This is a genomic window from Pseudomonas sp. FW300-N1A1 (assembly GCF_058789115.1).
Genome location: NZ_JBYTBK010000051.1, coordinates 19,092 through 30,455 on the forward strand (window position 1 = coordinate 19,092; position 11,364 = coordinate 30,455).

The following is an 11,364-nucleotide window of genomic DNA, read 5'->3' on the forward strand; positions in this document are numbered from 1 at the left end:
CAAGCCTCTCACTCGGACGCTGCGATCTCTGGCGAGAGCACATACTGCCCGGGCAGGCCGAACTGGCGACGAACTATATCACTGCCCGCCCTTGGCGCCCAAGGACGAAGACCGCTGCATTCAGCTTCAATTAAGGTTGATAGCCGCTAATCAGAGAGTTCCGGTGACACAGACCGCAGAAAGCATGACGAACTAACGTGAGCGAATGGCCCATTACAGCTATAATCGCCACCTTTTCATTCAGCTAAACGAATTCAGACATGAGCCAGTCCAGCGACCTGATTCAATCGGCACAACGTACGATCCGCCTCGAGCTTGAAGCCGTAAAAGGCTTGCTACCCCATATCGACGCTGATTTCGTACGCGCGTGCGAGTTGATTCTGGCCAGCAAGGGTCGCGTGGTAGTGGTCGGCATGGGTAAGTCCGGGCATATCGGCAGTAAAATTGCCGCGACCCTGGCCAGCACCGGCACCACAGCATTCTTCGTACACCCCGCCGAAGCCAGTCACGGCGACATGGGCATGATCACGCGCGACGACGTCATCCTCGCGCTATCGAACTCCGGCTCCACCAACGAAATCATTACGCTGCTGCCGCTGATCAAGCGCTTGGGCATACAGCTGATCAGCCTGACCGGCAATCCTGACTCGCCGTTGGCCAAGGCCGCCGAGGTCAACCTCAATGTCCACGTCGAACATGAGGCCTGCCCGCTGAACCTGGCGCCAACCTCATCGACGACTGCCGCCCTGGTCATGGGCGATGCGCTGGCGGTTGCCCTGCTGGAAGCGCGCGGCTTTACGGCGGAAGACTTCGCTTTTTCGCACCCCGGTGGCGCACTGGGCCGCCGTCTGTTGCTCAAGGTGGAAAGTGTCATGCACGCCGGGGACGAGCTGCCCTGTGTCGCGCGCGGCACCCCGCTCAAAGACGCATTGATGGAAATGACCCGCAAGGGCCTGGGCATGACCGCGGTACTGGAGGCTGACGGGAAACTGGCCGGGATCTTCACTGACGGCGACCTGCGCCGCACCCTGGATCGCAGCATCGACATCCACAACACCACCATCGACACCGTCATGACCCCTCACGGCAAGACCGCCCGCGCCGACATGCTGGCCGCAGAAGCCCTGAAAATCATGGAAGACAACAGAATCAACGCATTGGTAGTGGTGGACAAGGACGATCGCCCCGTTGGCGCCTTCAACCTGTCCGACCTGCTGCGCGCGGGAGTCATGTAATGAACACCGACCTGCTGCAACGCGGCAAAAACATCAGGCTGGCCGTGTTCGACGTCGATGGCGTCCTGACCGATGGGCGCCTGTACTTCCTCGAAGACGGCAGCGAGTTCAAGTCGTTCAACACCCTGGACGGCCAGGGCATCAAAATGTTGATGGCCACGGGTGTAACAACGGCCATAATCAGTGGTCGTAAGACCCCGCTCGTCGAGAAGCGCGCAAAAAATCTCGGGATTCCCCACCTGTTTCAGGGGCGCGAGGACAAACTGGTCGTACTCGACAGCCTTCTCGCGCAGCTGGGCCTGAGCTATGAGCAGGTTGCCTATCTGGGTGACGACCTGCCTGACCTGCCGGTGATTCGCCGTGTCGGCCTGGGCATGGCCGTCGCCAACGCTGCAAGTTTCGTTCGCGAACACGCCCACGGCACTACCCTTGCCCGTGGAGGCGAAGGTGCAGCACGCGAATTTTGCGAATTGATTCTACGCGCCCAAGGCAACCTTGAAGCCGCCAACGCCGCGTACCTGTGAGCCATTTATGCTGAGCAAAAAGTTTCGCAACATATTGTTTTTCGGGGCCATTGCCGCGCTGCTCGCGGCTGTTGGCTATTGGAATATCAGTCCAGAACGCTTTCTCGACAAGCCGGTAACGGTGGTCAACGAGAGCGAGATCGACTTCTATGCAACCAACGCCCATAGCGTGCAGTACCTGCCCGACGGCAAGTTGCAGTACGAAATGACCTCCGACAAGGTCGAGCACGTCAAGGCCAGCGATGTGACACTGGTGACCAAGCCGGACCTGCAGCTGTATCGCGGCACCGAGTTTCCCTGGCACGTCCAGAGTGAGCGTGGCGAGGTCAACCCTGGCGGCACCGAAGTCGAACTGATCGACTCGGTACGCATTGCGCGCACCGACGCAAAGGACCGCGCGATGATCATTACCAGCAGCCGCATGACCGTATTCCCGCAGCAGCAATATGCGCAGACCCAGCAAGCCGTTAGAATCGACGGTGCTGGCGGTGTATCGACGGGGACCGGCATGAAAGCGTATTTGAAAGAAAGCAGGATACACCTGCTATCGAACGTAAGAGGACAGTATGAGGCTCGTTAAAACCCTCCCTATTTTGCTCAGTCTGGGCGCAGCACTGGGAAGCGTGAGCGCCTGGGCTCTGCCGAACGATAGAGATCAACCTATCCGCATTCAGGCCGACGACGCACAGCTGGACGACAAGAACGGCATCGCCACTTACAAAGGTGACGTGATCATCACCCAGGGCACGATGAAGGTCACCGGCAACACCGTGACTATCACTCGCACAGCGGCTGGCGATATCGACGTCGTGACCTCGGTGGGCAACCTGGCCTACTTCGAGCAGATGCAAACCGCGGGCGACACCAAGCCTGTCCAGGGTTATGGGGTGACTATCCAGTACCACGCTTCGCAAGACCGCGTCGTGCTGATCGATCGCGCCAAAGTCGTCGACAAGGATGGCAACATCACCCAAGGCGAGAAAATCGTCTACGACACCAACAAAAAGCTCGCCAGCGCCGGTCGCGCGACGGGCAGCAAGGTCACCGAACAACGCCCGCGCATCGACATGGTGATTCAGCCTAAAAAGAAAACCGACGAGCAAAAGGCCCCTTAAATGGCAACTCTGAAAGCCCAGCATCTGGCCAAGAGCTACAAGAGTCGCCAGGTCGTGCGTGACGTCAGCCTGTCGATCGACAGCGGCCAGATTGTTGGCCTGCTAGGCCCGAATGGCGCCGGCAAGACCACCTGTTTCTACATGATCGTGGGCCTGGTCCAGGCCGACCAGGGACGCGTGCTGATCGATGACCTGGACGTCAGCCACCAACCCATGCACGGGCGTGCACGGGCGGGCATCGGCTATCTTCCGCAAGAAGCGTCGATCTTCCGCAAACTGTCGGTCGCCGACAACATCATGGCCATTCTCGAAACCCGCAAGGAACTCGACAACGCCGGTCGGCGCAAGGAGCTGGAAAGCCTGCTTCAGGAATTCCACATCAACCACATTCGTGAAAACCTGGGCATGAGCCTTTCCGGCGGTGAACGTCGCCGCGTGGAAATCGCACGCGCGCTGGCCACGGCACCGAAGTTCATCCTGCTCGACGAACCCTTCGCCGGCGTGGACCCTATTTCGGTAGGTGACATCAAGCAGATCATTCACCACCTCAAGGCCAAGGGCATTGGCGTACTGATCACGGACCACAACGTCCGCGAAACCCTGGACATCTGCGAAACGGCCTACATCGTCAACGACGGCCAACTGATCGCCGAAGGCGACGCTGAAACCATCCTGGCCAACGAGCTGGTCAAGGAAGTGTATCTGGGCCATGAGTTCCGCCTCTAGGCGCCGAGGCGCCTGGAGAGTTGCCGGGGCGTAATGTCAATGCGGTCGTGAATGTTTTTATTGTCTCAACGCTCTAGGCAAACACTTCAGTTTCAGGCATATAATTTGCTTATGTTTGGCGCTTCGGCGCCCTGTAGTGGATGGCGCATGTGCGCCGGCGAATAAGGTGTTAAGCCCCAGCCATGAAACCATCGCTAGTCTTGAGAATGGGCCAGCAGCTGACGATGACACCGCAGCTGCAACAGGCCATCCGCCTGCTCCAATTGTCGACCCTGGACCTGCAACAGGAAATCCAGGAAGCATTGGAGTCCAATCCAATGCTCGAACGTCAGGAAGACGGCGACGACTTCGATAACGCCGATCCAATGGCGGACAACATCGAGCAGAAACCCAACACCGAGATCCAGGAACCCTCCTACCAGGAAACCGCCCCCACGGTGGATAACCTTGAAGAGGGTGAATGGAACGAGCGCATTCCCAACGAACTCCCCGTCGACACCGCCTGGGAAGACGTTTACCAGACCAGCGCCAGCAGCCTGCCCAGCAACGATGACGACGAGTGGGACTTCACCACCCGCACATCGGCTGGCGAGAGCCTGCAGAGCCACCTGCTCTGGCAATTGAACCTGGCGCCGATGTCCGACACCGACCGCCTGATCGCCGTCACGCTGATCGACTGCATCAACAATCAGGGCTACCTGGACGAAACCCTCGAAGAAATTCTCGAGGCCTTCGACCCGGAACTGGACATCGAACTGGACGAAATCGAAGCCGTCCTGCACCGCATCCAGCAATTCGAGCCTGCCGGCATCGGCGCCCGCAACCTGGGCGAATGCCTGCTGCTGCAATTGCGCCAGTTGCCGGCCAAGACCCCGTGGCTGGCCGAAGCCAAACGCCTGGTCACCGACTACATCGACCTGCTTGGCAGCCGCGACTACAGTCAGTTGATGCGCCGCATGAAGCTCAAGGAAGACGAGCTGCGCCAGGTCATCGAGTTGGTGCAGAGCCTCAATCCGCGCCCTGGCTCGCAAATCGAGTCCAGCGAAGCCGAGTACGTGGTGCCCGACGTCATCGTACGCAAGGACAACGAACGCTGGCTGGTGGAGCTCAACCAGGAATCGGTGCCACGCCTGCGCGTCAATCCACAGTACGCCGGCTTCGTCCGCCGTGCCGACACCAGCGCCGACAACACCTTCATGCGCAATCAGTTGCAGGAAGCCCGCTGGTTCATCAAGAGCCTGCAAAGCCGCAACGAAACCCTGATGAAAGTGGCCACCCAGATCGTCGAGCACCAGCGCGGCTTTCTCGAGTATGGCGACGAGGCGATGAAACCGCTGGTCCTGCACGACATCGCAGAAGCCGTTGGCATGCACGAGTCGACCATTTCACGGGTGACCACACAAAAATTCATGCATACCCCGCGCGGTATTTATGAACTGAAATATTTTTTCTCCAGTCACGTCAGCACCTCCGAGGGCGGTGAATGCTCGTCCACAGCGATTCGCGCGATCATCAAAAAACTGGTTGCCGCGGAAAATCAGAAAAAGCCGTTGAGTGACAGCAAGATCGCTGGTTTACTGGAGGCACAAGGCATTCAGGTAGCCCGTCGTACCGTCGCCAAGTACCGCGAGTCCCTCGGGATCGCGCCTTCGAGCGAACGCAAGCGATTGATGTAACGGGCCAGGCCACCGCGTTCCAGGGTGTATTCGATTTTTCGGAAACATCCTAGTGGCAGGCAACTCAGCCTGCCGCCTTATGCACTGGCAACGAAGGAGAAGCTGTATGCAAGTCAACATCAGTGGACACCAACTGGAAGTGACCGAACCTCTGCGCACCTACATCGGCGAAAAACTCGACCGATTGGAGCGGCATTTCGACAAGATCACCAACGTGCAGGTCACGATGAATGTCGAGAAGCTGTTGCAGAAAATCGAAGCCACGCTGCATATCCCCGGCGGAGAAGTGGTTGCCAATGCCGAGCATACGGACATGTATGCCGCCATCGACCTGCTGACCGACAAGCTGGATCGCCAACTCAAAAAGCATAAGGAAAAGACCCAGAGCCTCCTCCAGGGCGCGACCGGTCGTTAACACCCCCAACCCATGATCCGACTTGAAAGCATCCTGACCCCCGGCCGTTCCCTGGTGAACGTGCCGGGCGGCAGTAAAAAACGTGCCCTTGAACAGATAGCCAACCTGATCGCCCGGGAAGTCCCGGAGCTGGAGATGCAGGATGTCTTCGAGAGCCTGATTGCCCGTGAAAAACTCGGCTCGACCGGTTTTGGCAACGGCATCGCCATTCCCCATTGCCGCCTCAAAGGTTGCGAGTCGCCCATCAGCGCCTTGATGCACCTGGACGCGCCTATTGATTTCGACGCCATCGACGGCGCGCCGGTCGACCTGCTGTTCGTCCTGCTGGTCCCCCAAGCCGCCACCGATGCGCACCTGGAACTGCTACGCCAGATCGCCAGCATGCTCGACCGCAAGGAAGTCCGCGATCGCCTGCGCAGCGCCACCAGCAGCGAAGCCTTGTATCAGGTTGTCCTGGACGAGCAAAACGGTCACTAACCATGCGCCTGATCATCGTCAGCGGCCGATCCGGCTCCGGTAAAAGCACAGCCCTCGATGTACTGGAGGACAACGGCTATTACTGCATCGATAACCTGCCAGCCGGGCTGCTACCGGAATTGGCCGAGAACGCCCTGATCCACAACGAATTGACCCAGCCACTGGTGGCGGTGTCCATCGACGCGCGTAACCTGCCGAGCCACTTGACGCGCTTCCCCGAGTTGCTGGAAGAAGTCCGCGCCCGGCACATAAAATGCGACGTGCTGTTTCTGGACGCCGACGAAGAGACCCTGCTCAAGCGCTTCTCGGAAACCCGCCGTCGCCATCCGCTGAGCAGCGCCAACCGCTCGCTGGCCGAAGCCATTCAGGATGAGACCACCCTGCTGGGGCCGATAGCCGACCTGGCGGACCTCAAGGTCAATACGACCAACCTGAACCTCTACCAGCTTCGCGACACCATCAAGCTGCGCCTGCTGAACCAGCCGGAGCCAGGCACCGCGTTCCTGGTGGAGTCTTTCGGGTTCAAGCGTGGCATGCCAGTCGATGCCGACCTGGTATTCGATGTGCGCTGCCTGCCCAACCCTTACTGGAAGCCGGAACTGCGCGCCCAATCCGGGCTGGACCAACCGGTTGCCGAGTACCTGGCTGCCCAGCCGGATGTTGAAGAAATGTTCCAGGACATTTCCAGCTACCTGCTCAAGTGGCTACCCCGCTTTGCGGCGAGTAATCGCGCCTACGTCACCATTGCCATTGGCTGTACCGGTGGGCATCACCGCTCCGTCTACCTGACCGAGCGCCTGGGTCAACTCCTGCAAAAAACCTTGAAGAACGTCCAGGTTCGCCACCGCGACCTTAGCTAAAGGATTCACTCCGCGATGCCTGCTCTGGAAATTGAAATCATCAACAAACTGGGCCTGCATGCCCGCGCCTCCGCTAAGTTCGTGGGTGTTGCAGGTCAGTATCCCTGCCAGATCAAGGCTGGCCGCAGCCCCGAAAGCATGGTCGATGGTAAAAGCATCATGGCAATGATGATGCTGGCGGCCGGCAAAGGCACCAGAATCCACCTGAAGACCGAAGGTGAGCAAGAGCAGGAAGCACTGGACGCGCTGGTGACATTGATCAACAACTTCTTCGACGAAGGCGAGTAAGCGCACACCTCTTTGGTGAACAAGCTTGTGTGGCGAGGGAGCGTGCTCCCGCTGGGCCGGGCTGGCGCTCCAGTGCGCAGCGCCCCTGGAACCCTCCCGCGACGTGTGACAGGTGCAGCGCCTCTACGCCATTCAGCCCAACGCCGTATCCATCACCATCATCAGACAGAACCCGACCAGCAGCCCCAGGCTGGCCAGCTTGTCGTGACCGTTGCGACGCGATTCGGGGATGACCTCGTGAGTCACCACCAACAGCATCGCGCCTGCCGCCAGCGCCAAGCCCAGCGGCAAGATGACTTCGGCCAGACTCACCAGCCAGGCGCACAGCAACGCAAAAACCGGCTCGACCAGGCCTGATGCGGCGCCGATCAGGAATGCCCTGGCCCGTGACATCCCGGCCCCGGCCAATACCAAGGCAATCACCAGCCCTTCCGGCACGTCCTGCAGCGCGATGCCCATGGCGAGGCTATCGGCATCCGCCATGCCGCCACCGGCCGAGACACCCACTGCCATGCCTTCAGGGATGTTGTGAGCAATGATTGCAAACACGAACAGCCAGATACGCGGAGGGATGACCGGGTGCTCCAGGGTGCCAACCAGCATCTGCGGCGTTGCACCGGACATCTTGCGGTCCACCACGAACAGTCCGAACGCCCCCAGCATGATGCCGAGACAGATCAGGCCGCTGGACGCCCAGGGTGACAGTCCCAGGCTTTCAGCCGCCGCGATACCGGGCACGATCAGCGAAAACGCCGTGGCGGCCAACATGACCCCAGCGCCAAAACCCAGCAAAGTATCACTGAGCGCCACCGGCATCCGGCGGATGACCAGTACCGGCACCGCCCCCAAGGCCGTACCCAGCGCACAGATAGCCCCGCCTTGCAGCGCCCGCATCAACTTTGGCTCAAGGTTCAGCCACGCCAGGCCGTGGGCAACCAGCAAGGTAAAGCCCGCCAACAACAAGAGCGACCCCACTGCATAACGAAACATTCGCCCACTGCTGATCGTCAGTATTTCAGTGCCCATAGTCGGCCTTAGTTCTTTTTGTTGTCAGGACTCAAACCAGCGCTGCCTGGTAGCGCCGGGCAACTTCCGGCCAATGGATTACGTTATAGAACGCATTGATGTATTCAGGGCGACGGTTCTGATAGCGCAGGTAATAGGCGTGTTCCCAGACATCCAGGCCGAGAATCGGCGTATTGCCGCTCATCAACGGGCTGTCCTGGTTACCGCTGCTTTCTACCACCAGGGTCTTGCGCGGGGTCACGCTCAACCACGCCCAACCGCTGCCAAAACGCGTCAGCGCAGCCTTGGTAAAAGCATCCTTGAAGCTGTCGAAACCACCCAACTGCCCGTCGATGGCCCTGGCCAGCTCGCCTTCTGGCTTGCCGCCGCCATTGGGCACCATGACCGCCCAGAACAGTGAATGGTTAGCGTGCCCGCCGCCTTGGTTGACCACGGCGGCACGAAGTTTTTCCGGCAACTGCGCAACGCCGGCCACCAGGCGCTCCACCGGCCACTCGGCAAATTCAGTGCCTTCAACGGCTGCATTGAGGTTGTTGATGTAGGTCTGATGGTGCTTGGTGTAATGGATTTCCATGGTTTGCGCATCGATATGCGGTTCCAGGGCATCGTAGGCGTATGGCAGGGCCGGCAAGGTAAAAGCCATTTCAATGAACTCCATGATGAGCGCGCGCCTTGGTCGGCTGCGCAGCGGTATCGATATGCAGCAAGCGGTGGGTGCGCGGGTATTCACCGTGCTCGCTGATGAAATTGAGCAACTCGACGTAGGTCTTGCTGCTTTGGCGTAGCGCGGCTTCGCGCAGGGCGGGCAGCAGACGCGAGTCCTGCATGGTCTGTAATAGCCGTTGATGGATGGCGCACAAGTACTCGGCGCTCTCCTCCGGCTGGTTCAGACGTAAATGCAGATCTGCGAGGTTGTGATGGGAAATCACGCAGGCAGCGACCGCTTCATCGGCATCCGGCCACCGCTCGTACAACACCTGGGCCAATGCCAGCGCCTGCAGATAGTGCTCGCGGGCATCCACCAACTCGCCCAGCATGAAGCAGCGGTTGGCCCTTTCGATCGTGCGTTTCCAGTGCTCCATGGTGAGTCTCCAAAGCGTTAGCGGTGATTACACGCCGCCTGCGGTGAGCTTCTCGGGATTGAGCAACTCTTCGAGTTGGCGGAGCGTGAGGTCCGTGTGTTCAAGCGCCACATCGATCACCGGGCGACCTTGCTGGTAAGCGGTCTTGGCAATTTCAGCGGCCTTCTGGTAGCCAATGATCGGATTGAGCGCCGTGACCAGGATCGGATTGCGCGACAGCGCTTCCTTGAGCTTGGCCTCGTTGACCTTGAAACTGGCAATGGCCTTGTCAGCGAGCAGGCGACTGGAATTGGCCAGCAGTTCAATGCTGCTCAACAGGTTCTGGGCAATGATCGGCAGCATGACGTTCAGCTCGAAGTTGCCCGACTGGCCCGCCACTGTGATGACCGTGTCATTGCCGATCACTTGGGCGGCGACCATCGCCGTCGCCTCTGGAATCACCGGATTGACCTTGCCCGGCATGATCGACGATCCCGGCTGCAAGCCTTCCAGTTCGATTTCTCCCAGGCCTGCCAAGGGGCCAGAGTTCATCCAGCGCAGGTCATTGGCGATTTTCATCAGTGACACGGCCGTGGTCTTGAGTTGGCCAGAAACCGCAACCGCCGTGTCCTGGGAGCCGATCAGCGCGAACAGATCCTTGCCCGGCGTGAACTGCACCTGGGTCAGCGCGCTCAATTGCTGACTGAACAACGCTGCAAACTGCGGGTGAGCATTGATCCCGGTGCCGACTGCCGTGCCGCCCTGGGCCAGGGATTGCAGGGCGGGCAACAGACCCTGCAAATGACCGATGTTGGCCTTGAGTTGTTGTGCCCAACCGTTGAGCACCTGACTCATGCGTACCGGCATGGCATCCATCAAATGCGTACGGCCGGTCTTGATGAAGGGGTGCACCTGTTCAGCCTTGCGCTCGATCACCTGGACCAGATGCACCAGTGCAGGCAGCAATTGCTCGTGAAGCGCCAGCGCCGCGCTGACATGGATGGTGGTCGGGATGATGTCGTTGCTGCTCTGGCCACAATTGACATGATCGTTCGGATTGACCGGTTCGCCGAGCAATCGACTGGCCAGGGTGGCGATCACCTCGTTGGCGTTCATATTGGAGCTGGTGCCGGAGCCGGTCTGGAAGATATCCACCGGGAAGTGCGGCATGTAGTCGCCTTCGAGCAGGCCTTGGGCAGCATCGACAATGGCCTTGCCCTGAGCTTCGCTCAGTTGCTTGAGCTCGACGTTGGCTTTGGCGGCGGCAGCCTTGGCGAGGATCAGGGCGCGAATGAACTGGGCCGGCATCCGCTGCCCACTGACGGGAAAGTTATCCACGGCGCGCTGGGTCTGGGCACCGTACAAGGCGTCTACAGGGACTTGCAGTTCACCCATGCTGTCACGTTCGATACGAGTGTTAGTCATCAGGAAATCCTTGCACCAGTTCAGTCAGAGAAATCGAGGGCTGCAACTCGCAGGTCGCCAGTTGCCAGGTGTAGCGCTGCTAGCGTTTGAGCCGGCAGTTGCACAATGAGAGGCGCTCCAGATCACGCAATGGGCGCCAGGCCTGGTCCAGGCACAGGTTGCGCCAGTGCCAGGGCAGCGCCGTGTCTGCCGCCGTGTCGAGCAGCAAGCGAAATGAGGTTTCAGCAATGGTCCAGGGCGATGTCGCTGTGCAACAGCCCAGATAGCGGCCTTCGGCCAGGTAGTGTTCGATCAGGCGTGGTTCGTCAGCATCCAGTGCGCAACGGATCTGGCGGCTCATCCAGCGCCAGCTTTCGAGGTAGGGCTGCTCGTGCAAGGCGGAACTCATGATCCGGGCTCATTCGATAATGAGATTCATTATTATATGATAATAAAACCCAACACAAGAGCTCCCATGCAAGCTTGTATGTTTAGACTTGTAGGGGTGGTGGGACTAAAAGCCAGCATCTGACTCTAGCCAGTACAGACCGTGGGAG

At 59.4% G+C, this 11,364-nt stretch carries 14 protein-coding genes and 1 pseudogene; 10 read left to right on the forward strand and 5 right to left on the reverse strand.

Annotated features, from left to right (window positions below):
* The first annotated feature begins 260 nt into the window (after window positions 1–260).
* From AC3WQN_RS23270 to AC3WQN_RS23315, 10 genes are all read left to right on the forward strand, one after another.
* Window positions 261–1,235: a KpsF/GutQ family sugar-phosphate isomerase gene (locus AC3WQN_RS23270; protein ID WP_103401664.1), complete on the forward strand. Its 975-nt coding sequence runs from the start codon at window positions 261–263 to the stop codon at window positions 1,233–1,235.
* Window positions 1,235–1,759, forward strand: coding sequence for a KdsC family phosphatase (locus AC3WQN_RS23275; protein WP_103401665.1), 525 nt, complete (start codon window positions 1,235–1,237; stop codon window positions 1,757–1,759). The genes AC3WQN_RS23270 and AC3WQN_RS23275 overlap by 1 nt, the downstream gene beginning before the upstream one ends.
* A gap of 7 nt (window positions 1,760–1,766) precedes the next feature.
* Window positions 1,767–2,339: an LPS export ABC transporter periplasmic protein LptC gene (gene lptC / locus AC3WQN_RS23280; RefSeq protein ID WP_103401666.1), complete on the forward strand. Its 573-nt coding sequence runs from the start codon at window positions 1,767–1,769 to the stop codon at window positions 2,337–2,339.
* Entirely contained in the window at window positions 2,326–2,874 is a 549-nt protein-coding gene (gene lptA, locus AC3WQN_RS23285; RefSeq protein ID WP_095148504.1) for a lipopolysaccharide transport periplasmic protein LptA, read from the forward strand. The genes lptC and lptA overlap by 14 nt, the downstream gene beginning before the upstream one ends.
* The gene (gene lptB / locus AC3WQN_RS23290) at window positions 2,875–3,600 is read left to right on the forward strand and encodes an LPS export ABC transporter ATP-binding protein (RefSeq protein WP_095077877.1); all 726 of its coding nucleotides are present in this window, start codon (window positions 2,875–2,877) and stop codon (window positions 3,598–3,600) included.
* A gap of 182 nt (window positions 3,601–3,782) precedes the next feature.
* Window positions 3,783–5,276 (forward strand): RNA polymerase factor sigma-54, encoded by a 1,494-nt coding sequence (locus tag AC3WQN_RS23295; protein WP_103401667.1) that lies wholly within the window; start codon window positions 3,783–3,785, stop codon window positions 5,274–5,276.
* 106 nt (window positions 5,277–5,382) lie between these two features.
* Window positions 5,383–5,691: a ribosome hibernation-promoting factor, HPF/YfiA family gene (gene hpf, locus AC3WQN_RS23300; protein WP_003178005.1), complete on the forward strand. Its 309-nt coding sequence runs from the start codon at window positions 5,383–5,385 to the stop codon at window positions 5,689–5,691.
* A gap of 12 nt (window positions 5,692–5,703) precedes the next feature.
* A complete protein-coding gene (gene ptsN / locus AC3WQN_RS23305; RefSeq protein ID WP_095077879.1) occupies window positions 5,704–6,168 on the forward strand; it encodes a PTS IIA-like nitrogen regulatory protein PtsN in 465 nt (154 codons plus the stop codon).
* Window positions 6,169–6,170: 2 nt separating this feature from the next.
* A complete protein-coding gene (gene rapZ, locus AC3WQN_RS23310) occupies window positions 6,171–7,028 on the forward strand; it encodes an RNase adapter RapZ (RefSeq protein ID WP_103401668.1) in 858 nt (285 codons plus the stop codon).
* Window positions 7,029–7,043: 15 nt separating this feature from the next.
* Window positions 7,044–7,316 carry an HPr family phosphocarrier protein gene (locus tag AC3WQN_RS23315; RefSeq protein WP_103401669.1) on the forward strand — a complete coding sequence of 91 codons (273 nt, stop codon included), beginning with the start codon at window positions 7,044–7,046 and terminating at the stop codon, window positions 7,314–7,316.
* Window positions 7,317–7,448: 132 nt separating this feature from the next.
* Here the strand turns inward: AC3WQN_RS23315 and AC3WQN_RS23320 are convergent, their stop codons facing one another.
* The 5 genes and pseudogenes from AC3WQN_RS23320 to AC3WQN_RS23340 all read right to left on the reverse strand — a co-directional run bounded on the left by AC3WQN_RS23320 (window position 7,449) and on the right by AC3WQN_RS23340 (window position 11,216).
* Window positions 7,449–8,342, reverse strand: coding sequence for a ZIP family metal transporter (locus AC3WQN_RS23320; protein ID WP_103401670.1), 894 nt, complete (start codon window positions 8,340–8,342; stop codon window positions 7,449–7,451).
* A 31-nt stretch (window positions 8,343–8,373) separates the two neighbouring features.
* Window positions 8,374–8,985 (reverse strand): superoxide dismutase, encoded by a 612-nt coding sequence (locus tag AC3WQN_RS23325; protein WP_103401671.1) that lies wholly within the window; start codon window positions 8,983–8,985, stop codon window positions 8,374–8,376.
* A 1-nt stretch (window position 8,986) separates the two neighbouring features.
* Complete coding sequence (locus tag AC3WQN_RS23330; protein ID WP_103401672.1) at window positions 8,987–9,424, reverse strand: DUF2753 family protein; 438 nt, start codon at window positions 9,422–9,424, stop codon at window positions 8,987–8,989.
* Window positions 9,425–9,451: 27 nt separating this feature from the next.
* Window positions 9,452–10,828: a class II fumarate hydratase gene (locus AC3WQN_RS23335; protein ID WP_103401673.1), complete on the reverse strand. Its 1,377-nt coding sequence runs from the start codon at window positions 10,826–10,828 to the stop codon at window positions 9,452–9,454.
* Window positions 10,821–11,216: pseudogene (locus AC3WQN_RS23340) on the reverse strand (FagA protein). The gene AC3WQN_RS23335 and the pseudogene AC3WQN_RS23340 overlap by 8 nt, the downstream one beginning before the upstream one ends.
* Window positions 11,217–11,364: the final 148 nt, after the last annotated feature.

Excerpts from the sequence above, each read along its gene's own strand:
- AC3WQN_RS23270 (WP_103401664.1), top strand. The coding sequence starts at position 261 with ATGAGCCAGTCCAGCGACCTGATTCAATCGGCACAACGTACGATCCGC.
- AC3WQN_RS23275 (WP_103401665.1), top strand. The coding sequence starts at position 1,235 with ATGAACACCGACCTGCTGCAACGCGGCAAAAACATCAGGCTGGCCGTG.
- lptC (WP_103401666.1), top strand. The coding sequence starts at position 1,767 with ATGCTGAGCAAAAAGTTTCGCAACATATTGTTTTTCGGGGCCATTGCC.
- lptA (WP_095148504.1), top strand. The coding sequence starts at position 2,326 with ATGAGGCTCGTTAAAACCCTCCCTATTTTGCTCAGTCTGGGCGCAGCA.
- lptB (WP_095077877.1), top strand. The coding sequence starts at position 2,875 with ATGGCAACTCTGAAAGCCCAGCATCTGGCCAAGAGCTACAAGAGTCGC.
- AC3WQN_RS23295 (WP_103401667.1), top strand. The coding sequence starts at position 3,783 with ATGAAACCATCGCTAGTCTTGAGAATGGGCCAGCAGCTGACGATGACA.
- hpf (WP_003178005.1), top strand. The coding sequence starts at position 5,383 with ATGCAAGTCAACATCAGTGGACACCAACTGGAAGTGACCGAACCTCTG.
- ptsN (WP_095077879.1), top strand. The coding sequence starts at position 5,704 with ATGATCCGACTTGAAAGCATCCTGACCCCCGGCCGTTCCCTGGTGAAC.
- rapZ (WP_103401668.1), top strand. The coding sequence starts at position 6,171 with ATGCGCCTGATCATCGTCAGCGGCCGATCCGGCTCCGGTAAAAGCACA.
- AC3WQN_RS23315 (WP_103401669.1), top strand. The coding sequence starts at position 7,044 with ATGCCTGCTCTGGAAATTGAAATCATCAACAAACTGGGCCTGCATGCC.
- AC3WQN_RS23320 (WP_103401670.1), bottom strand. The coding sequence starts at position 8,342 with ATGGGCACTGAAATACTGACGATCAGCAGTGGGCGAATGTTTCGTTAT.
- AC3WQN_RS23325 (WP_103401671.1), bottom strand. The coding sequence starts at position 8,985 with ATGGCTTTTACCTTGCCGGCCCTGCCATACGCCTACGATGCCCTGGAA.
- AC3WQN_RS23330 (WP_103401672.1), bottom strand. The coding sequence starts at position 9,424 with ATGGAGCACTGGAAACGCACGATCGAAAGGGCCAACCGCTGCTTCATG.
- AC3WQN_RS23335 (WP_103401673.1), bottom strand. The coding sequence starts at position 10,828 with ATGACTAACACTCGTATCGAACGTGACAGCATGGGTGAACTGCAAGTC.